The sequence below is a fragment of the Pseudomonas sp. GYB4201 genome (genome assembly GCF_056312595.1).
In genome coordinates this window covers 1-19,126 of the sequence record NZ_JBWGIG010000066.1, presented here as the reverse complement: position 1 = coordinate 19,126, position 19,126 = coordinate 1, and the positions used below count along the sequence as shown (strand labels likewise).

Here is a 19,126-nt window from a genome sequence, read left to right as displayed (position 1 = left end):
TATACCACATAAATCGCGTCGCCTGCATCGCGGCCAAGGCCAGCTCCTACCACGCACGGGGTAGGAGCCGACTTTAGTCGCGATGCAGGCGACGCGATTTCAAGACAGTTACTTCTGGCGGCTACGCCTCTGTAGCAGCGGCCGCAGGCCGCGTCCCGGCGCACCTGCGGTCCGTGTCGTATGCGGACGCAGCCTTCGGCAGCTGCTACGGGGGACACGCGGCGTCCGGGCGGAGCTTGGACAGGCTGGGCGACAGGACGGCTGCAAACAGGTATTTTGGCGTTTTCCCGCCTTACCGGAACTGCCCACCATGCTGCCCATCGCCCGCCAGGCCCCGACCGTCGAAACCATCATCAGCGCCCACGCCGCCCTGCGCGCCCAGGGGCCGCTGGTGCAGTGCCTGACCAACGTGGTGTCGGCCAACTTCATGGCCAACGTGCTGCTGGCCGCCGGGGCGTCGCCGGCCATGGTCGACAACCCCGAGGAAGCCGCCGGTTTCGCCAGCATCGCCGGCGCGGTGCTGGTCAACCTGGGCACCCCCACCAGCGCCCAGGTCGAAGGCATGCGCCTGGCCGTGCAGGCCGCCTACGACATCGGCAAGCCCTGGGTGCTCGACCCCATCGGCGCCGGCGCCCTGCCCTGGCGCGGCGGCGTGGCCGCCGAACTGCTGGCCTTCCGGCCCACGGTGATCCGCGGCAACGCCTCGGAAATCATCGGCCTGGCCGGGCTGGGTGCCAGCCACGCCAAGGGCTTCGACAGCTCCAACGACCCGGCCGATGCCGTCGACGCCGCCATCAGCCTGCTGCAGCACGCCAGCTGCGTGTCTGCGTCCGGGCCTATAGACCATGTGGTCGGCAAGGTGCAGGACGACAAGGGCGACATCAGCCACTACCTGCTGCGCATCGCCGGCGGCAGCGCCCTGCTGCCCCGGGTGACCGCCTCTGGCTGCGCACTGGGCGCGCTGGTGGCCGCCTACGCGGCCGCTACCCAGGACGGCTTCTGCGCGGTGGCCGCCGCCCACGTGCACTTCGCCCTGGCTGCCGAATACGCCGAGCGCCAGGCCCGCGGGCCGGGCTCCTTCGTGCCGGCGTTCCTCGACGGCCTGGACCTGGTGGACGCCCGGCTGATCCGCGCCAAGGCGCAGGTCGAGGGCACACGGCTGTAGCCGCTGCCGAAGGCTGCGCTGGCCGGTATGAACCCCGGAGATCTTCAGCGAGGCACAGGGCCAGCGCAGCCTGCGGCAGCGGCTACGCCATGATGGCCTTTGTGCCTGCAAGCGCTTATCATGCGCGTTTCCCCGGCCAGCCCATTCCCATGCGCAACCCCCCACCTCCCGAACCCAGCGCCGACGACACGTCCGGCGCGCAGGACATGCTGCAGGTGTTCCTGCAGCAACAGGGGCGCGTGGAAAAACAGCTGAGCCGCTGGGTGGCCTGCCGCGCCACGGCTGCCGACCTGTGCCAGGAGCTGTTCATCCGCCTGTGGCGGCGCAAGGACGTGCAGGTGCAGGACATGAGCCAGTACATGATGCGCAGCGCCCGTAACCTGGCCATCGACCATATCCGCAGCCAGCGCAGCCGCCTGCGCAGCGAGACCGCGTTGCTGCCCGAGCAACTGGTGGGCGCGCCCACGCCGCTGGAAGACGGCCACCAGGCCAACCACGAATTGCAGCAGGTGGACGCCGCCCTGCGCGCGCTGCCCGAGCGCACCCGCCATGTGTTCCTGCTCAACCGCATCCATGGCCAGAGCTACAGCGAAATAGCCCGCGCGCTGGACATCTCCGCCAGCGCCGTGGAAAAACATATGATGCGCGCCTTGCAGGCCTGCAAGAGTAGCGTCGACGCCCCTACCGTGAAGGCCAGACAATGAACGTGGTCAGCCCCCCACCGCGCCACGCCGGCGAGGACGTGGCCCTGCTGTGGGTCACCCGCCTGGCGGCCGAACCCGACAACCCCGGCCTGGATGAAAGCCGCCTGCCGCTGCTGGACCAGCAGGAACTGCAGCGCTGGCTGAGCCACGACCCGGCCAACGCCGAGGCCTACCGCGATGCGCGCCGCCTGTGGCGCCTCACCGGCCCCGGCGCTGCGCAACTGGCCCGCGAGGAAGACGCCGTGCTGCAGGCCCTGCTGCGGCGTGCCAAGGCGCCGGCCCGCCGTGGTCGCCGGGTGGCCCTGGGCATGGCCGCCAGCGTGGTGCTGGCCGGCGTGCTGGCCATGGCCTGGCAGCCCGAACGCTGGCTCGATGACCTGCAGGCCGACTACCACAGCGCCCCCGGGCAGCTGCGCAGCATCACCCTGGCCGACGGCAGCGAAGTGCAACTGGACGGCAACAGCGCCATCGACGTGGCCCTCGGCGACCAGGGCCGCGCCGTGACCCTGCGCCGTGGCGCGGCGTTCTTCCACGTCAGCCACAACGGCCAGCCGTTCGTGGTGCACACCGGCGACGGCGAAGTGCGCGTGGTGGGCACCCGCTTCGAGGTACGCCGCGAGGCAGCCGCCACCCAGGTCACCGTGGAAGAAGGCAAGGTGGCGGTGCAGCCCCAGCGCGACACCGACCCGGTCATGCTCACTGCCGCCCAGCGCGTCGACTACCAGCAAGGCCACGCCGGTGCGCTGCAGAGCGTCAACCCGCAGCAGGCGTTCGGCTGGCGTGACGGCCATGTCAGCTTCCGTCGCCAGCCCCTGGCCGACGCCCTGGCCGTGGTGCAGCGCTACTACCCGGGCCGCATCGTGCTGCTCAACGCCGAGCTGGGCGCGCGCCCGGTCAGCGGCGATTTCACCAGCAACGACCCGCAGGTGATGCTCGCCGCCTTCCAGGGCCTGCTGGGCTATTCGGCGCAGCGGCTGCCAGGCGGCACGCTGATCATTCGCTGAAAGGGATGCAACATTAAAGATAATGAGATATATTCGCATCTTTAGCCCCTGACCCAGAGCCTGATCCGATGCGCTGCCGGTTGCGACTTTCCTTGCTGGCAGCAGCGCTGACGACGCCCCTGGGCCTGCCCACCGCGGCCCACGCCGACCCCGGCGCCGCCCAGGGCACCGAAGCGCGCTTGAGCCTGACGCTGCCCGCCCAGCCCCTGCCCGATGCCCTGGCCGCGCTTAGCCGCCTGAGCGGGCAGAACATCGTCTACGCCGACGACGCGCCCTACCAGCTGCAAGCGCCCGCCGTGCACGGCCAGTTCACCGTGGAACAGGCCCTGGCGCGGCTGCTGGCCGGCAGCGGCCTGGCCTACCGCCGCACCGATGCCCATACCCTGGCGCTCAGCAGCCTACCGGCCAACGACCAGCAGATCCTGCTGCAGCCGTTGAACATCGACAGCGAGCGCCTGGCCCGTTACCAGCCCGCCAGCGTCGCCAGGGTCAACCGCAGCAGTGGCCCGTGGCTGGAACAGGCGCAGTCCATCAGCCGCGTCAACAATGACGTGCTGCGCGACCAGCAGCCGCGCAACCTCGACGACGCCCTGCGCAACGTCAGCGGCCTGACCCAGGGCAACACCCTGGGCAGCACCCAGGACACCCTGGTCAAACGCGGCTTCGGCGACAACCGCGACGGCTCGATCCTGCGCGACGGCATGCCCATGGTGCAGGGCCGCAACTTCAACGCCACCACCGACAGCGTCGAGGTACTCAAGGGCCCCGCCGCCCTGCTGTACGGCATCCAGGACCCTGGCGGGGTGATCAACGTGGTCAGCAAGACCCCGCAGTTGACCGCCCACAACGAACTGCAGGCCAAGGCCTCAAGCTTCGCCCACGACCGCGACGGCAGCGCCGTGACCCTGGACAGCACCGGCCCGCTGGGCGACAGCGGCCTGGCCTACCGGCTGATCCTCGACCACCAGGACGAAGACTACTGGCGCAACTACGGCGTGCACCGGGAAACCCTGGTGGCGCCCTCGCTGGCCTGGTACGGCGAGCGCGACGAGGTGCAGCTGGCGTTTGAACAGCGCACCTTCGTCACCCCCTTCGACCGTGGCACGGTGATCAACCCCGACACCGGCCACGTGCTGGACATTCCCTACACCCGGCGCCTGGACGAGCCGTTCAACGACATGACCGGCCGTTCGCAGCGGGTGCGCCTGAGCTACAACCATCAGCTGGCCAACGGCTGGCAGACCCACGCCGCCTACAGCTACAACGAGGAAACCTACGACGCCTACCAGGTGCGCATCACCGGCGTGAACACCAGCACTGGCACCCTCACCCGCAGCATGGACGGCACCCTGGGCTCGGTCAGCCGCGCCCAGCAGGGCGAGCTGGAGCTGTCGGGCAACCCCACCTGGCTAGGCCTGGAACACGAAGTGCTGGTGGGCCTGAGCGAAGAGCACCGGCTGTACTACCGTGACGACCTGCTGCGGCAGAACAGCCTCGCGACCTTCAGCTACGTGAACCCGGTGTACGGCCGGGAGGTGGCGCCCACCAGTGTCTCCGACAGCTCCAGCGCGCAGCTGGACCGGCTGCGCACCACCGCGCTGTACCTGCGCGATTCGGTGCACTTGAACGAGCAGTGGCTGGCCATCCTCGGCGCCCGCCTGCTCAGCTACGACCAGTACGCCGGGCGCGGCCGGCCGTTCCACGCCAACACCGACATCAACGGCAGCGCCTGGGTGCCCAGCGCCGGCCTGGTGTACCGCTTCGCCCCGGACTGGTCGTGGTACGCCAGCTACAGCGAGTCGTTCAAGCCCAACTCCAGCATCGCGCCGTTGAACGCCGCCACCGACCAGATCATCGACTCCACCATCCGTCCTGAGCAGGCCAGGGCCTGGGAGACCGGCCTCAAGTACGAACACCCCGACGGCCTGTCGGCCAGCGTCGCGCTGTACGACATCCGCAAGCGCAACGTGCTGGTGAGCGAGACCGTCAACGACCTGCCGGTGAGCCGCAACGCCGGCGCCGTGCGGTCGCGCGGCCTCGAGCTTGAGGCCAGTGGCAGCCTCGCCCCTGGCTGGGAGCTGATGGCCGCCTATGCCTTCACCGACGCCTGGGTCACCCGCGACCCGCAGCTGCGCGGCAACCCGCTGCAGAACGTACCCCGGCAGAGCGCCTCGCTGTACCTGACCCACGACCTGGGCACGCTGCTGGGCGGCGACCGCCTGCACATCGGCGGCGGCCCGCGCTACGTGGGCGAACGCGCCGGCGACCCGCAGGACAGCTTCAAGCTGCCGGCCTACACCGTCACCGATGCGTTCGCCCGCTACGACACGCGCGTGGACGGGCACGAGGTGCGGGTGCAGCTCAACGTCAACAACCTGTTCGACCGCCACTACTACCCTTCCGCCGTGAGCAATTACGTGGTCGCCGTGGGCGACCCGCGGCAGGTGGTGCTGACCACAAGCTTATCGTTTTGACCCCCGACGCAGCCTTCGGCAGCTGCTACGCGGGCCCTGTAGCAGCGGCCAAAGGCCGCGTCCACAGCCGCCGCGGTGCACCAGCCATACCGCATCAAGGCCGGACGCAGCCTTCGGCAGCTGCTACGCGGCTCCTGTAGCAGCGGCCACAGGCCGCGTCCGCAGGCGCCGCAGTGCGCCAGCCATACCGCATCAAGGCCAGACGCCGCCTTCGGCAGCTGCTACGCGGGCCCTGTAGCAGCGGCCACAGGCCGCGTCCGCAGGCGCCGCAGTGCGCCAGCCATACCGCATCAAGGCCAGACGCCGCCTTCGGCAGCTGCTACGCGGGCCCTGTAGCAGCGGCCACAGGCCGCGTCCACAGGCGCCGCGGTGCGCCAGCCATCCCGCATCAAGGCCAGACGCCGCCTTCGGCAGCTGCTACGCGGGTCCTGTAGCAGCGGCCACAGGCCGCGTCCGCAGGCGCCGCGGTGCGCCAGCCATACCGCATCAAGGCCGGACGCCGCCTTCGGCAGCTGCTACGCGGGCTCACCGTAGCAGCGGCCGCCAGGCCGCGTCCGGGCCCAATCGAAAAAATATTCAAATTTTTACTGAGGTGTTTCTCGTCGAGCTCCGTGTTGTGAATGAAAGGCAATCCCATTTCCATTCACACCCTTCACGCAGAGCACCCGCATGACCGCCTCCTTCACCCCCAGCGGCTCCACCCCTACCCTTCGTTACCGCAGCGCCTGCGCCAGCGGCGTGTTGATGCTCAGCCTGGCGCAGCCCCTGTGGGCCGCCGACAGCGTGGAGCTGGGCGCCACCAACATCGACAGCACCGCCGTGGCCCCCACCACCACCGAAAAAAGCCAGGTCAGCTACCAGGCCGTGGCCTCCACCGTGGCCACCCGCACCGAGACCCCGCTGATCGAAGTGCCCGCCTCGGTCAACGTCGTCACCCACCGCGTCATCGAAGACCGCGCGCCCCAGAGCCTCGACGAAGCCATCAACGCGGTCAGCGGCGTCAAGCAGGGCAACACCCTGGGCGGCACCCAGGACGCGATCATCAAGCGTGGCTTTGGCACCAACCGCGACAACTCGATCATGCGCGACGGCATGCAATCGGTGCAGGCGCGCAACTTCACCCCCACCACCGAGCGCGTCGAGGTGCTCAAGGGCCCGGCGTCGATGCTCTACGGCGTGCAGGACCCGGGCGGGGTGATCAACGTGGTCACCAAGAAACCGCAACTCACCCAGGCCACCAGCGTGTCGGGCTGGGGCACCAGCTTCGGCGGCGGTGGCGGCCAGCTCGACACGACCGGCCCCGTGGGCGACACCGGCCTGGCCTACCGCTTGATCTACGACAAGCAGCAGACCGACTACTGGCGCAACTTCGGCAGCACCGACCAGGAGGTCATCGCGCCGTCGCTGTCGTGGTTCGGCGACGACACCACCATCACCGCCGCCTACGAGCACATGGAATACAGCGTGCCCTTCGACCGCGGCACGCAGATCAACACCACCACCGGCAAGGTCCTGGACATTCCCCGCACGCGCCGCCTGGACGAGCATTTCAACATCACCACCGGCCGCTCCGACGCGTTCAACCTGACCGCCGAGCACCGCCTCAACGACGACTGGACCCTGAAGGCCGGCTACGGCTACAGCCGCAACTACTACAACGACCACCAGTCGCGCTACATCTCGGCCAACTTCACCACCGGTCAGGTCACCCGCCGCGGCGACGCCACCCGCGACGCCCTGCAAGTGGCCCACACCGCCACCGTCAGCGCCCTGGGCGACCTGCAGTTCGCCGGCATGCGCCACGAACTGTTGGTGGGGGTAGACTACATGCACAACGACCGCACCCTGGGCGACCTGATCCGCAACGTCAACGACACCGGCTTCAACTACAACGACCCGGTCTACGGCCAGGTGCCGGTGCCCAGCCGCGTCAGCGCCGCCAACAGCGACCAGACCGACCTGCTGCACACCCATGCACTGTTCGTGCAGGACGCCATTCACCTGACCGACAAGTGGATTCTGCAGGCGGGCCTGCGCTATGAGTCGTTCACCGAGCTGACCGGCAAGGGCCGCCCCTTCGTGGTCGGCGCCGACGTCGACCGCAGCAAGGCGGTGCCGCGCCTGGGCCTGGTGTATATGATCCAGCCGGACTGGTCGGTGTACGGCAGCTACACCGAGTCGTTCCGCCCCAACACCTCCATTGCCACGGTCATCGGTGACCTGGCGCCGGAAGAGGCCAAGGCCTACGAGATCGGCACCAAGTTCCAGAACGACTACCTCACCGCCAGCCTGGCTGCGTTCACCATCACCAAGAAGAACGTGCAGACCAGCGCCACCTGCGGCACCGAGACCTGCACCCGGCTGGGTGGTGAAGCACGCTCGCGCGGCGTGGAACTGGACGTCAGCGGCCAGCTCAACGAGTTCTGGAGCCTGACCGGCAGCTACGCCTACACCGACACCGAATGGACCAAGGACCCGATCCTGCAGGGCACGCCGCTGGACGGCGTGTCGAAAAACACCGCGGCCCTGTACCTGACCCGCGACTTCGGCCACGTCGGCATCGGCGACCTGCGCGTAGGCGCAGGCGGCCGCTACATGAGCAAGTGGGGCGCCAACGACGGCACCGGCACCGAATACTGGCTGCCCTCGGCCAAGGTCGCCGACGCCTTCGTGGCCTACAAGATGAAGCTCGACCACAAGGACCTGACCCTGCAGCTGAACGTCAAGAACCTGTTCGACGAGACCTACTACGTCTCCAGCAGCGGCCTGGGCTCGCCGGCCATCGTCATCGGCGAACCACGCCAGGTCATCGCCAAGGCCACCCTCGCCTTCTAACCCCAAGGACTGACCATGAACCTGATCACCCGCGCGCTGGCCCTCGCCAGCGCCGCGTGGCTGGCGCTGCCGGCCCACGCCGCCGTCGACCCGCAACTGCCGCCCTACACCGCCCAGGCGGTGCAGCCGCCTGCCCACGCCTCGTACCTGGCCGCCGACGGTGCCATCCGCATCGGCGGTGCCGAGCACGTGCGCTACATTGTCGAGCGCTTCAACGCAGCCCTGATGCAACAACACCCCGGCTGGCGCTTCCAGGACGAGTCCAAGGGCACCACCAGCGCCGTGCCGTTGCTGACCCACGGCGTCACCCTGTTCGGCGCCATGGGCCGCGAGATCAACCCGCTGGAGATCAAGGCGTACCGCAAGATCGTCGGCGCCGCGCCACTGGAGATCCGCATCGCCCTGGCCGCCAACGACACCTCCCAGCACCTGGCCACCTCGTTGGCGGTGTACGTCAACCGCGCCAACCCGCTGGCCCAGGTCAGCGCCGATGAGGTGCGCCGCACCTTGAGCCTCGGTAACCCCGAGGGCGACCTGTCCACCTGGGGGCAGTTGGGCCTCAAGGGTGAATGGCGCGAGCGGCGCATCCACCCCTACGGCACCCCGGAGTTCACCGGTTTCGGCACCTATATGCAAAGCAACCACCTGCACGGCCGCGCGCTGGCGCCCAGCTACGAAGCCTACGGCAACACCGAGGCCATCCTCGCGCGCCTGGCCGCCGACCCGGCCGGGCTGGCGGTGGCGGCCATCGGCCTGGACAACGCGCAGATCAAGGCGCTGCCGATCCGCGACGGCCAGGGCCAGCTGACCACCGGCACCGAGGCCCAGGTGCGCGACGGCCGCTACCCCTATGGCCGCTTCCTGTACCTGTACCTGCGCCGCGAGCCCGGCAAGGCCGTGGACCCGGTGGTGCGCGAGTACCTGCGCTTCGTGCTGTCGCGCCAGGGCCAGCAGATCATCGCCGACCAGCCCAAGGGCTATTTCCCCTTGAGCGCCGCCCAAGCCCAGGCCGAACTGGCCAAACTCGACGAGGTTGCCCCGCTATGATCACTTTCCTCAAACGCGCGGCCTGCCTGGGCCTGTGCCTGCACCTGGGCTGGGCCCAGGCCGACACCCTGCAACCGCCCGCCAACGCCAGCTACCTGACGGCCGACGGCGCCATCGCCATCATCGGCAACGACGGCATGCAGCCGCTGATCGAGCAGTTGAACGCGTTGTTCATCCGCCAGCACCCCGGCTTCCGCTTCGCCGTCACCGCCAAGGGGTCCTCGGTGGGGCTGCCGGCGCTGACCGCCGGTGCCACCGCCATTGCGCCGCTGTCCCGCGAGCCGTGGCTGGGCGACCTGCACGGTTATGAACAGGTGTTCGGCCAGGCGCCGCTGGACATTCGCATCGGCTATTCGGGCCACGGCCCGCGCACCAACGGCAAGACCCCGCCGGCGGTGTACGTGCACCCCGACAACCCGCTCAAGCAGCTGACCGTGGAGCAACTGGCGAAGCTGGCCACCGCCGGCCAGCCGGGTGGCGACATCAATACCTGGGGGCAGCTGGGCCTGACCGGCGAGTGGGCGCTGCGGCGCATCCACGTGTACGGCCTGCGCGACGACGGCGGGTTCGCCACCAACCAGCGCATGGGCCGCTTCGGCGGCCGGCCCTTCAGCCCCCATTACGAGGCGCTGGACAGCGTCGGCGCGGTGCTCAAGGCCGTAGCCAGTGACAGCCATGGCATCGGCCTGACCGGCTGGGCCAACGGCACCAAGCTGGCCCCCGGCCTGCGCATCGTGCCCCTGGCCAGCAAGGCCGGCGAAGCCGCCCATGGCCCGGCGCTGGCAGACGTGGCCGCAGGCGCCTACCCGCTGTCGTCGTACTTGCACCTGTTCGTCGGCAACGCCCCGGCGCCGTTCATCAAGGCCTACCTGCAGATGGCCCTGAGCGACGAAGGCCAGGCCCTGGTGCGCGCACAAACGGCCAGCGCCGAAGGCTACGTGCCGTTGAGCGCTGCCGACCTGGCGCGCGAGCGGCAAAAACTGCGGGAACTGTAGCCACAATCCCGTAGCCGCTGCCGCCAGGCTGCGGCTACGGTAGGTGCGGGATGGCCACTGCCCACTTACACTGGGAATCTTTACCCCACCATCAAGGAAGAACAGCATGAAAAAGGTCATCATTGATTCGGACATGGGCTGGGACGACGTGCTGTCGATCGCCTACCTGATGAAAGACCCCAACGTCGAGATCATCGGCCTTACGGTCACCGGATGCGGCGAAACCGACCTGGGCTGGGGCGCCATCATCGCCCAGCACCTGCTGGGCATCGGCAACCACAGCCACGTGCCGGTGGCCCGTGGCACCGACGTGCCGCTGGCCCTGAACAATGTATTTCCGCAGCTGTTCAAGAACGACATGAACGACATCATGGGCCTGCTGGGCAGCCTCAATCCCAAGGAACTGCCAACCCTGTCGCCGAAACCCGCGTGGGAGTTCCTGCATGACACGCTCAAGAGCGCCACGGGCAAGGTCACCATCCTGTCCCTGGGCGGCTTCACCAACTTCGCCAAGCTGCTGGACCTCAAACCCGCCGCCAGCGACCTGGCCAAGATCGAACGCATCCATGCCATGGCCGGCGCCGTGTACGTGGACGGCAACGTCGCCGCCCTGAACGGCGCCCTGCCCGCCTGGGACCAGGGCAGCCGCTACAGCAGCAACCACTACGCCGAATGGAACGTGTTCGTCGACCCGCTGGCCACCGACCGCCTGCTCAAGTCCGACCTGCCGCTGACCCTGGTGCCGCTGGACGCCTGCAACCAGGTGATCCTCGACGCCAGCTACGAGGCCAAAATCACCGCCACTGACCCGGTGGCCAACCTGGTGCGCGGGATCTTCGACAAGAAGACCCACGAGAACGCCGAGGGCAACCTGCCGGTGCCGATCTTCGACCCGCTGGCCACCCTGCTGATGACCGGCGCGGTGACGGCCAACAAGGTCGACAGCCAGTACCTGTCGGTGGAGGTGGGCGAGCACGAGCATGACAACCATTGTGGGCAACTGCGGGTGGAAACCAGCGGTTCGCGCAAGGTCGACATCGTGCTGGGCGTGTCACAAACGCAGTTCGCCCGGCAGTTCGCGCAAGTCATCAACGCCGAAGCCTGAGCCATAACCCGGAACGCGCCGGGGCCGGACGCCGCCCTTGTAGCAGCGGCCGCAAGGCCGCGTCCCCAGGCGCCGCGGTTTACCGGCAAGAACCGTAGCGCGGCCGGACGCAGCCTTCGGCAGCTGCTACTGCACCGGTAGGAAATTCAGGAACAACAGGCTCTGGGCGTAATTCAGACCTATCCGTCTATATCGTTCATCCAGCATCTGCGCCACCAGGTCCAGGCGCGCGACGATCTTGCCGAATTCGGTGGCGAAGCTCAGGTTGCTGCCTTCCTCGGAAATCGCGTTGGAGAACAGCAACGGCTCGCCCTGGGCGTCCTGGCGCTGGCCGAGCAGCCAGGTGGCCTTTTCGATGTTGCGCGCAGCGTTGTTGATGAACCGCGGGTTGAGGCTGTCGGTCATGTAGAACGCCAGGCGGTTGCCGTGGGCGGTCACCAGCATGCTGCCAATGGCGTAGATGAACGCGCCTACGCGGTCACCAAGGAACTCCGGGCTCATGGCGTAGCTCAACGCCGCCAGGTCCTTGCGCCCGCCCAGTTGCGGCAGCGGCTGCTGCTGTTCGATGGCCTGGCGCACCTGGCGCTCGGCAGTGGCGGCATCGAGGAAGCCGGAGCGCTTCCACTGCGCGGGGTTGCGCAAGTACAGCTTGTTCATCAGCAGGTACAGGCTCTGCAGGTTGTCGTGCATGGCCAGGGTGGCCATGCGGTCGACGCTGGTCTGGAAGAACTCGTCGGGCTTGCCATTGCCGATCTGCGTGGCAATGTCCTGGCCGGTCTGGCGGCTGCACCCTTGCACGGCAAGCAGGCAGGCCAACAACGCCAACAAACGAGGCAAGGCGGAAAACATCGAAATCATCGGGCTGGGCAGGGTGTCCTGGCGACGGCGGTGGCAGGTATAGAGGGCCAAATCGGCAAAAAGTGCGATCCACCGGCAAAACCCGACAAGAGGCCGCCATCACCCAGCAATTGGTCGGGATTCACGGCGCTGTCATCCGCAGCGCTTTGTGATTGCCCGCAGACCCGGTACCCTCTGCGTTCACGCCCTCCAGGATGAAGCCCTTGATACCGCTGCAGACGCTGCCGGTCCTCGACCCCACTGCCACGTGCGACACCTGCGCCGCCAAGTGCTGCCGCCTGGAGGTGATGCTGATCACCGACACCGGCGTGCCCGAGCGCTTCATCGCCACCGATGACTGGGGCTCGCAGACCATGGCACGCCTGGATGACGGCTGGTGCGCGGCCCTGGACCGCCGCACCATGAGTTGCAGCATCTACCGCGTACGCCCACTGATTTGCCGGGAGTTCGAAATGGGCGGCAGTGACTGCCTGGAAGAACGCCAGGTGCCCTGAACACCCCGCCCGCCTCAGACCATCGCCCGTGGGCGCGGCCGCACGTGGCCCAGGGACGAGCGAATGCGCCCCACCAGCGAACTGGCCCCGTGCAGGTTGTCGTAATGGAACACCGCCGTGGCGCGGATACCGTTGGGGTCGGCCGGCAGGTTGGTGTGCAGCGAGCGGTAGCCCCAGAACAGGTACATGTTCCCCGGCTCCATGGCCACCTGGGTAAAGCGCTTGTTGTCCTTCTGGTACGCGTTGATCAGGTAGCGCTGGCTCCAGCGGTTGTCGATCTTCAGCTTGTCCAGCAGGTTCATGGCGTAGGTCTCGCGCAACGGCCGCTTGCTGGGCAACATCAGCAGGTCGCCCTTGGCGCCTTCGGGCAGGCACACCGGCATGATGGTGGTGAGGACGTAGGAATCGTAATGGAAGATCATCGATTCGCGCCGGCCGCTGTCCCCCACCAGGCAGCGCAACACCTGGTGCAGGCCGTCGTCGTTGGCGGCACGGCCAGTGGCCTGGGTGACCACGCGCTTGCACAGGTCGAGCATCACCGGTGAACGCCCCCAGTCATACAGCGTCGAGCCCAGCACCGCCTGCTGCCCGGTCAGGGCCACATAGCTGTTGCCCGCCGCGGCCACCGAGCGGGTGACCAGCCCGCGTATTTCCTCCAGCTCCTCGGGGCTCGCCCAGTTCGGCAGCACCGCGTACCCCTGTTGATCAATGGTTTGCGTCAATGCCTTGATCTGTTCGTCACTGAAATAGGTGTATTGCATGTCCATCTCCCCAACGCTCTTTTGACCCAAGGTTGTTAGAAGCCGCCAGTCGCGCGCCCAGCCGCGTGCCGTCCCAGGGGCAGTGCGTCAAGGCAGGTTCATCCAGCGGGCATATACAGGACAGTGCATCGAGGTGGGCGCTCCCACCTACGGCCGGGCAGTGTCGATTGATCCTTGAGCTCAGGCCTCTATGGCAGGCGAGGCGAATCGGCAGACAAGCTAAACCCGGCTCGTTGTGCGGTTACGGCTGCTCTGGTGGCAAGACACGAGTGGGCTCGTCCCTGACCTGGTACTGATCACGCCCAGGTCGCGCTGAAGCACTTCGCGGCCGCCCGGCACGCCAGGGAGCTCCCTACCGGCCTGCCGGCTGACCGCCGCTTCACAGTGTTCATCCTTGGTGCCGCGGCGCACCTTTAAAGGCGCAACCTGCGGCGTTGAAGTGAGACTAGCAGTCGTTATCACTTGGACCTAACGAAGATGAAGAAATTGTCATGCCAGTCGTCGACTTGGAATGGATAAAAACTAGAAATGAGCTACCCGCCAAATATCCGTCAACGAAGTGCTACTGCGGTGAAACACATGGGTAGCTGCGCGGCACGATTTTCGTATTGGTCGTAGGCCTCTTCCCGGTTGGAATGGGGGTATTCCTGGAAATGGCGAAGCTGCAGGCCTGCCCGAATCAGCGCGGTGAAGATCTCGCCCAGGGTGTGGATGTGCCAATAGGAAGGAGCCGCCATGGCCGGGGCATCGCCTTCATAGACGATGGCCTCCTCGAGCAGCACCGGCGTGGCGCGGCAGTCGGGGGTCGTCATGACAGGGGCTCCTTGTAGGGCGCCCAAGATAGCACCGCTTGCCCAGGGCATTCATTGCACGGGTTGCTTCAAGGAGTATCCAAACCCACGCCATTCCCGTAGCCGCTGCCGGAGGCTGCGCTGGCCATGGGGCTCCTGGAGATCTCCAGCGCACATCTCGGCCAGCGCAGCCTGGCGGCAGCGGCTACAAGGTTGGTGACAAGCCGCTAACGGGCTTCCAGCACCTGCACTGCGCAGCGAGCGATGCGGCGGCAGGCTTCTTCCAGGCGGTCGGCGCTCTGCACAAGGCCCACGCGCACGTGGCCGGCGGCACTGGGGCCGAAGGCCTCGCCGGCCAGCACCGACACGCCATGGTGGTCCAGCAGGCGGTCGGCGAAGGCCTGGGCGCTGAGGCCGGTCTCACGGATGTCGACCATCACGAACATGCCGCCATCGGGCTTCACCGCGCGCACGCCGGGGCAGTCTTCCAGCGCCGCGCACACCCGGTCGCGGCGCTGGCGGTAGGTGTCGCGCATGGCCGCCACTTCCGGCAACGGCGCCTCGATGGCGACCTGGGCGGCGTGCTGGACGAAGTCCGGCAGCCCGTAGAGCATGCACAGCGCCAGGTTGCCCAGGTGGCCGGCCAGCTCCGGCGGCGCCACTACCCAGCCGACCCGCCAGCCGCTCATGGCGTGGGACTTGGACAGGCTGTTGAGGGTGGCGGTACGCGCCGCCATGCCCGGCAGGCTCGCCGGGCTGATGTGTTCACCCTCATACAGCAGCTCGCTGTAGACCTCGTCGCTGATCAGCCACAGGTCGTGGGCGATGCACAGCTGTGCCACGGCCTGCCAGGTGGCGCGCGACAGGCGGGTGCCCGTGGGGTTGTGGGGGCTGTTGAGCATCACCGCGCGGGTGCGCGGGCCGATGCGTGCGGCAAGGTCGGCAGGCTGCAGGGCAAAGCCATGCTCAGGCCGCAGCGGCACCGGCACCACCCGCGCACCACAGGCGCCGAACACGGCTTCGTAGGTGACGTACATGGGCTCGGCCACCAGCACCTCGTCGCCGGCCTCCAACAGGCATTGCGCCACGCTGAACACCGCGCACTGGGCGCCCGGCAGCACCACCACCTCGTCGGCATCGACGGCGCGGCCGCTGCACTGGCCATGGTGGCGGGCGATGGCCTGGCGCAGAGCCAGGTTGCCACGTACTTCGGAATAATGGGTATGGCCGGCGCGCAGGCTCTGCACGGCGGCTTCGACCACCGGTGCCGGGGTGTCGAAGTCCGGGTCGCCCACCGACAGCAGGATCACGTCCTGCCCCTGTTCGATCAGGCGCAGGGCGCGGTAATGGATGTTCCAGGCGGCGGCGCCGTCACCGGCGATACGTTGGGTCAGGGCGGAATAGCGCATGCACATTTCCCTTATGCAGGCTTGCGGCCCCTGACCCTACCACCACTGCGGGCGCAGTTACATCATTGGTTAGATCACGAACCGCGCGACCATGCCGCTGAGGCCCACAGCCAGGCGCGACAGCTCGTGGCTGGCGGCGCTGGTCTGGTGCGCGCCGGCGGCAGACTGGTTGGCCAGGTCGCGAATGTTGACCAGGTTGCGGTCCACTTCGCGGGCCACCTGGGCCTGCTCTTCCGAGGCGCTGGCGATCACCAGGTTGCGCTCGTTGATCAGCGAGATCGACTCGGTGATCTGCTGCAACGCCGTGCCGGCCTGGCGCGCCATGTCCAGGGTCGACTGGCTGCGCTGGCTGCTCTGCTGCATCGACTGCACCGCTTCGCCGGTGCCGGTCTGAATGCCGCTGACCATCTGCTCGATCTCGCGAGTGGACTGCTGGGTGCGATGGGCCAGGGCCCGCACTTCATCGGCCACCACGGCGAAACCACGGCCCGCTTCCCCAGCGCGCGCCGCCTCGATGGCGGCGTTCAACGCCAACAGGTTGGTCTGTTCAGCAATCGCGCGAATCACGTCCAGCACCTGGCCAATGTCACGGCCCTGGGCCGCCAGGCCTTCGATCAGCACCGAGGTCTGCTGCACGTCCTGGGTCATGTGCTGGATGGCGCCGACGGTCTCGCCCACGCGGTCGCGGCCTTGCAGCGCCACCTGGTTCGACTCCTGCGAGGCTTGGGAGGTGGATACGGCGTTGCGCGCCACCTCTTCCACCGCCGCGGTCATCTCGTTGACCGCCGTGGCTGCCTGCTCGATTTCCTGGTTCTGTGCCAGCAAGCCCTTGGAGGCTTCCTCGGTCACCGCGCTCAGCTCTTCCGCCGCCGAGGCCAGCTGGGTGGCGGAGCCGGCGATCTGCTCGATGGTCTGGCGCAGGTTAGCCTGCATCTGGCCCAGGGCCTTGAGCAGTTGCGCCGGCTCGTCGCTGCCTTCCACGTGGATAGGCTGGGTGAGGTTGCCGTCGGCAATGGTCTGCGCCGCCTTCACGGCCACCTGCAGCGGGTTGACGATGCTGCGGGTCAGCAGCCAGGCCAGCAGCACGGTCATCAGGCAGGCGAGCACCGAGACGATGATCACCCAGGTGTTGGCCAGGCTGTACTGGGCGGCGGCTTCTTCATTGGCGGCCTTGGCACCGGCCTGGTTAATTGCGACCAGTTGGCTCAACTGGTCGCCCATTTTATCGGAGGCGTCCTTGATGCCGGTGTTGAGTAACGTGCGCATGTCTTCAAGTTTGTTCTGATGCGACAAGTCCTGCAGGCGACTTTGCAAGACCAGGTAGTTATCCAGCGTAGTGGCAAACTCATGATACAACGCCGACTCTTCAGGCCCCGCCGGCAACACTTCATACTTGTGCGCCGCGTCCTTGGCTTTATTGACCAGCACGGCAATGCGGGCGTCGGTGTCGGTGATCATTTCCGGCTCGCGGTTCACCAGCAACCTGAACGCCGTCACGCGCAGCCGCACGACAGCCTCGGTGACGTTGCCCAGGTAGCTGATGCTGGGCAGCTGGTTGGTCTGCATGTCGATGGAGGCCTGACGGATCAAGGCCATGCGGTTGGAGGCAAAGATGCCCAGCACCACCACCAGCAGCGCGATGAAGGCAAACCCGAGAAAGGCACGCGGGGCGATGTTCATATTTCGTAGGGACATGGAGTAGCTCTCGCAGGCAAGGGAGACACGGCGTCCATGCGTTGGAAAGTCACGCAACAGGCTCGCGCGCCAAACAGTCGCGTGCCCTATCAGAGATATCGGCAGAACTTTAGAAAAATGAGGCGGTTACTCGAAATAATTGAAAATTTCATTAACCAGACAGTTAGTCTTTTAGGTGAAACGTTTGCGCCAGGATATATGGCACATTAATACCACCCCATTGGTCGGCGGTTTTATGACCTGCATCAAAAAACACGACTTGCGGCTGAGTTTTATTTAAAAAACCCTCCTTAACAACGCGTCGCAATGCTACTTTTACAGTCACGAAACACGCCGGTGACAGCACGCCGCTTGAAGAATTCCGGCGCACCGGCCAGGCTGCACGATGCAGAGGTGGCATATGAACAAGATGACCTTTCCCAACGCCTGCCAGGTCATGCGTTGGCACTTCCACCCCATGGGGTTCGAGGGCAGCATGGACGCGCCCAGCAGCATGGTGGCACGACTTTTTGACCGGGCCAGTGGCGAGACCTTGATCGCCATTGCCGGTATCCCCTGCGCCACGGTAATGAACGCCGCCGATGTGGAGCGCATCATCGAGGCGGTGGAAGCGGAGCTGGAGGCGTTCGTGCCGCCGCATTCGTTGTCGGCGTTTGGCTGAAGGTCCCCTGCCCCACAAAAAACCGATGCCATGGCATCGGTTTTTTTATGCTCGCTCCTGTAGCAGCGGCCGCCAGGCCACGTCCTGGAGCAACGCAGGACCGCCGCGGGACGCAGCCTTCGGCAGCTGCTACGCGAAGGCGGATACCCCATGGACCGCGTCGCCGGCATCGCGGCCAAGGCCGGCTCCTACCACGAACAGTGTAGGAGCCGACTTTAGTCGCGATGCAGACGACGCCATTTCAACACGGTTGCTGCTACGCGAAATCCTGCGCGCACCGCACCTGTAGCAGCGGCCGCCAGGCCGCGTCCTGGAGCAACGCAGAACCGCCGCCGGACGCAGCCTTCGGCAGCTGCTACGCGAAGGCGGATACCCCATGGACCGCGTCGCCTGCATCGCGGCCCAGGCCGGCTCCTACCACGTACGGCGTAGGAGCCGACTTTAGTCGCGATGCAGACGACGCCATTTCAAGACGGTTGCTGCTACGCGAAATCCTGCGCACATCGCACCTGTAGCAGCGGCTGTAGGCCGCGTCCTGGAGCAACGCAGGACCGCCGCCGGACGCAGCCTTCGGCAGCTGCTACGCGAATGCGGATACCCCAGGACCGCGTCGCCTGCATCGCGGCCAAGGCCGGCTCCTACCACGTACGGCGCGACGCCATTTCAAGACGGTTGCTGCTACGCGAAATCCTGCGCACATCGCACCCGTAGCAGCGGCCGCCAGGCCGCGTCCTGGAGCAACGCAGAACCGCCGCCGGACGCAGCCTTCGGCAGCTGCTACGCGAATGCGGATACCCCATGGACCGCGTCGCCTGCATCGCGGCCAAGGCCGGCTCCTACCACGTACGGCGCGACGCCATTTCAACACGGTTGCTGCTACGCGAAATCCTGCGCGCACCGCACCTGTAGCAGCGGCTGAAGGCCGCGTCCTGGAGCAACGCAGGACCGCCGCCGGACGCAGCCTTCGGCAGCTTGTGTCTAGAAGAAGGAATAGAATCCGGGGTGAGAGCGGTGAATGGCAGGTTGTTCAGCAGCAGTGTTGATAAGCACGTGTAGCAGCAGAACCGCCATTCACCTCTCCGCTCTGGCTATAAGCCCGAACAGTTGAACGAGCCTACCTCGAACATC

Annotated in this window: 15 protein-coding genes and 2 pseudogenes; 10 read left to right on the top strand and 7 right to left on the bottom strand. The window is 66.9% G+C overall.

The window, feature by feature from the left end:
* Positions 1 to 310: 310 nt before the first annotated feature.
* The 8 genes from thiM (at position 311) to AC0Z2B_RS31620 (ending at position 11,329) form a co-directional block, all read left to right on the top strand.
* The gene (thiM, locus tag AC0Z2B_RS31655; RefSeq protein WP_476302018.1) at positions 311 to 1,165 is read left to right on the top strand and encodes a hydroxyethylthiazole kinase; all 855 of its coding nucleotides are present in this window, start codon (positions 311 to 313) and stop codon (positions 1,163 to 1,165) included.
* Positions 1,166 to 1,314: 149 nt separating this feature from the next.
* Complete coding sequence (locus AC0Z2B_RS31650; protein WP_476302016.1) at positions 1,315 to 1,869, top strand: RNA polymerase sigma factor; 555 nt, start codon at positions 1,315 to 1,317, stop codon at positions 1,867 to 1,869.
* The gene (locus AC0Z2B_RS31645) at positions 1,866 to 2,873 is read left to right on the top strand and encodes a FecR family protein (RefSeq protein WP_476302015.1); all 1,008 of its coding nucleotides are present in this window, start codon (positions 1,866 to 1,868) and stop codon (positions 2,871 to 2,873) included. The genes AC0Z2B_RS31650 and AC0Z2B_RS31645 overlap by 4 nt, the downstream gene beginning before the upstream one ends.
* Before the next feature lie 68 nt (positions 2,874 to 2,941).
* Positions 2,942 to 5,347 carry a TonB-dependent siderophore receptor gene (locus tag AC0Z2B_RS31640; RefSeq protein ID WP_476302013.1) on the top strand — a complete coding sequence of 802 codons (2,406 nt, stop codon included), beginning with the start codon at positions 2,942 to 2,944 and terminating at the stop codon, positions 5,345 to 5,347.
* A 744-nt stretch (positions 5,348 to 6,091) separates the two neighbouring features.
* Positions 6,092 to 8,182, top strand: coding sequence for a TonB-dependent siderophore receptor (locus AC0Z2B_RS31635; protein ID WP_476302022.1), 2,091 nt, complete (start codon positions 6,092 to 6,094; stop codon positions 8,180 to 8,182).
* Positions 8,183 to 8,197: 15 nt separating this feature from the next.
* On the top strand, positions 8,198 to 9,229 hold the full coding sequence (locus tag AC0Z2B_RS31630; RefSeq protein ID WP_476302012.1) for a PstS family phosphate ABC transporter substrate-binding protein: 1,032 nt from the start codon (positions 8,198 to 8,200) through the stop codon (positions 9,227 to 9,229).
* Positions 9,226 to 10,224: a PstS family phosphate ABC transporter substrate-binding protein gene (locus AC0Z2B_RS31625; protein WP_476302010.1), complete on the top strand. Its 999-nt coding sequence runs from the start codon at positions 9,226 to 9,228 to the stop codon at positions 10,222 to 10,224. Before AC0Z2B_RS31630 ends, AC0Z2B_RS31625 begins: the two co-directional genes overlap by 4 nt.
* A gap of 106 nt (positions 10,225 to 10,330) precedes the next feature.
* Positions 10,331 to 11,329 (top strand): nucleoside hydrolase, encoded by a 999-nt coding sequence (locus AC0Z2B_RS31620; RefSeq protein ID WP_476302008.1) that lies wholly within the window; start codon positions 10,331 to 10,333, stop codon positions 11,327 to 11,329.
* Between the two features lie 126 nt (positions 11,330 to 11,455).
* Here the strand turns inward: AC0Z2B_RS31620 and AC0Z2B_RS31615 are convergent, their stop codons facing one another.
* Positions 11,456 to 12,187, bottom strand: coding sequence for a hypothetical protein (locus tag AC0Z2B_RS31615; protein ID WP_476302006.1), 732 nt, complete (start codon positions 12,185 to 12,187; stop codon positions 11,456 to 11,458).
* A 212-nt stretch (positions 12,188 to 12,399) separates the two neighbouring features.
* Between AC0Z2B_RS31615 and AC0Z2B_RS31610 the strand changes: the two genes are divergently transcribed.
* Positions 12,400 to 12,681 (top strand): YkgJ family cysteine cluster protein, encoded by a 282-nt coding sequence (locus tag AC0Z2B_RS31610; RefSeq protein WP_473006856.1) that lies wholly within the window; start codon positions 12,400 to 12,402, stop codon positions 12,679 to 12,681.
* A 14-nt stretch (positions 12,682 to 12,695) separates the two neighbouring features.
* Here the strand turns inward: AC0Z2B_RS31610 and AC0Z2B_RS31605 are convergent, their stop codons facing one another.
* The 6 genes and pseudogenes from AC0Z2B_RS31605 to AC0Z2B_RS31580 form a co-directional block, all read right to left on the bottom strand.
* Positions 12,696 to 13,442, bottom strand: coding sequence for a hypothetical protein (locus tag AC0Z2B_RS31605; protein ID WP_476302004.1), 747 nt, complete (start codon positions 13,440 to 13,442; stop codon positions 12,696 to 12,698).
* Positions 13,443 to 13,993: 551 nt separating this feature from the next.
* Positions 13,994 to 14,212 (bottom strand): annotated as a pseudogene (locus AC0Z2B_RS31600) (SAM-dependent methyltransferase); the annotation flags it as partial.
* 248 nt (positions 14,213 to 14,460) lie between these two features.
* A complete protein-coding gene (locus AC0Z2B_RS31595) occupies positions 14,461 to 15,642 on the bottom strand; it encodes a pyridoxal phosphate-dependent aminotransferase (RefSeq protein ID WP_476302003.1) in 1,182 nt (393 codons plus the stop codon).
* 69 nt (positions 15,643 to 15,711) lie between these two features.
* The gene (locus AC0Z2B_RS31590; protein ID WP_476302020.1) at positions 15,712 to 16,575 is read right to left on the bottom strand and encodes a methyl-accepting chemotaxis protein; all 864 of its coding nucleotides are present in this window, start codon (positions 16,573 to 16,575) and stop codon (positions 15,712 to 15,714) included.
* Positions 16,567 to 17,322, bottom strand: a pseudogene (locus AC0Z2B_RS31585) (MCP four helix bundle domain-containing protein); the annotation flags it as partial. The gene AC0Z2B_RS31590 and the pseudogene AC0Z2B_RS31585, both read right to left, overlap by 9 nt.
* A gap of 178 nt (positions 17,323 to 17,500) precedes the next feature.
* Positions 17,501 to 17,662, bottom strand: a complete 162-nt coding sequence (locus AC0Z2B_RS31580) for a hypothetical protein (RefSeq protein ID WP_476302002.1) — start codon at positions 17,660 to 17,662, stop codon at positions 17,501 to 17,503.
* Positions 17,663 to 17,722: 60 nt separating this feature from the next.
* Here AC0Z2B_RS31580 and AC0Z2B_RS31575 point away from each other — a divergent pair, with 60 nt between their 5' ends.
* The gene (locus tag AC0Z2B_RS31575) at positions 17,723 to 17,998 is read left to right on the top strand and encodes a DUF1652 domain-containing protein (protein WP_416424191.1); all 276 of its coding nucleotides are present in this window, start codon (positions 17,723 to 17,725) and stop codon (positions 17,996 to 17,998) included.
* Positions 17,999 to 19,126 lie beyond the last annotated feature (1,128 nt).

Bases quoted from the DNA above. Each gene is read 5' to 3' on its own strand.
- AC0Z2B_RS31640 (WP_476302013.1), top strand. From the start codon at position 2,942: ATGCGCTGCCGGTTGCGACTTTCCTTGCTGGCAGCAGCGCTGACGACG.
- AC0Z2B_RS31595 (WP_476302003.1), bottom strand. From the start codon at position 15,642: ATGCGCTATTCCGCCCTGACCCAACGTATCGCCGGTGACGGCGCCGCC.
- AC0Z2B_RS31635 (WP_476302022.1), top strand. From the start codon at position 6,092: ATGCTCAGCCTGGCGCAGCCCCTGTGGGCCGCCGACAGCGTGGAGCTG.
- AC0Z2B_RS31575 (WP_416424191.1), top strand. From the start codon at position 17,723: ATGCAGAGGTGGCATATGAACAAGATGACCTTTCCCAACGCCTGCCAG.
- thiM (WP_476302018.1), top strand. From the start codon at position 311: ATGCTGCCCATCGCCCGCCAGGCCCCGACCGTCGAAACCATCATCAGC.
- AC0Z2B_RS31615 (WP_476302006.1), bottom strand. From the start codon at position 12,187: ATGATTTCGATGTTTTCCGCCTTGCCTCGTTTGTTGGCGTTGTTGGCC.
- AC0Z2B_RS31620 (WP_476302008.1), top strand. From the start codon at position 10,331: ATGAAAAAGGTCATCATTGATTCGGACATGGGCTGGGACGACGTGCTG.
- AC0Z2B_RS31630 (WP_476302012.1), top strand. From the start codon at position 8,198: ATGAACCTGATCACCCGCGCGCTGGCCCTCGCCAGCGCCGCGTGGCTG.
- AC0Z2B_RS31650 (WP_476302016.1), top strand. From the start codon at position 1,315: ATGCGCAACCCCCCACCTCCCGAACCCAGCGCCGACGACACGTCCGGC.
- AC0Z2B_RS31625 (WP_476302010.1), top strand. From the start codon at position 9,226: ATGATCACTTTCCTCAAACGCGCGGCCTGCCTGGGCCTGTGCCTGCAC.
- AC0Z2B_RS31605 (WP_476302004.1), bottom strand. From the start codon at position 13,442: ATGCAATACACCTATTTCAGTGACGAACAGATCAAGGCATTGACGCAA.
- AC0Z2B_RS31590 (WP_476302020.1), bottom strand. From the start codon at position 16,575: ATGCAGGCTAACCTGCGCCAGACCATCGAGCAGATCGCCGGCTCCGCC.
- AC0Z2B_RS31645 (WP_476302015.1), top strand. From the start codon at position 1,866: ATGAACGTGGTCAGCCCCCCACCGCGCCACGCCGGCGAGGACGTGGCC.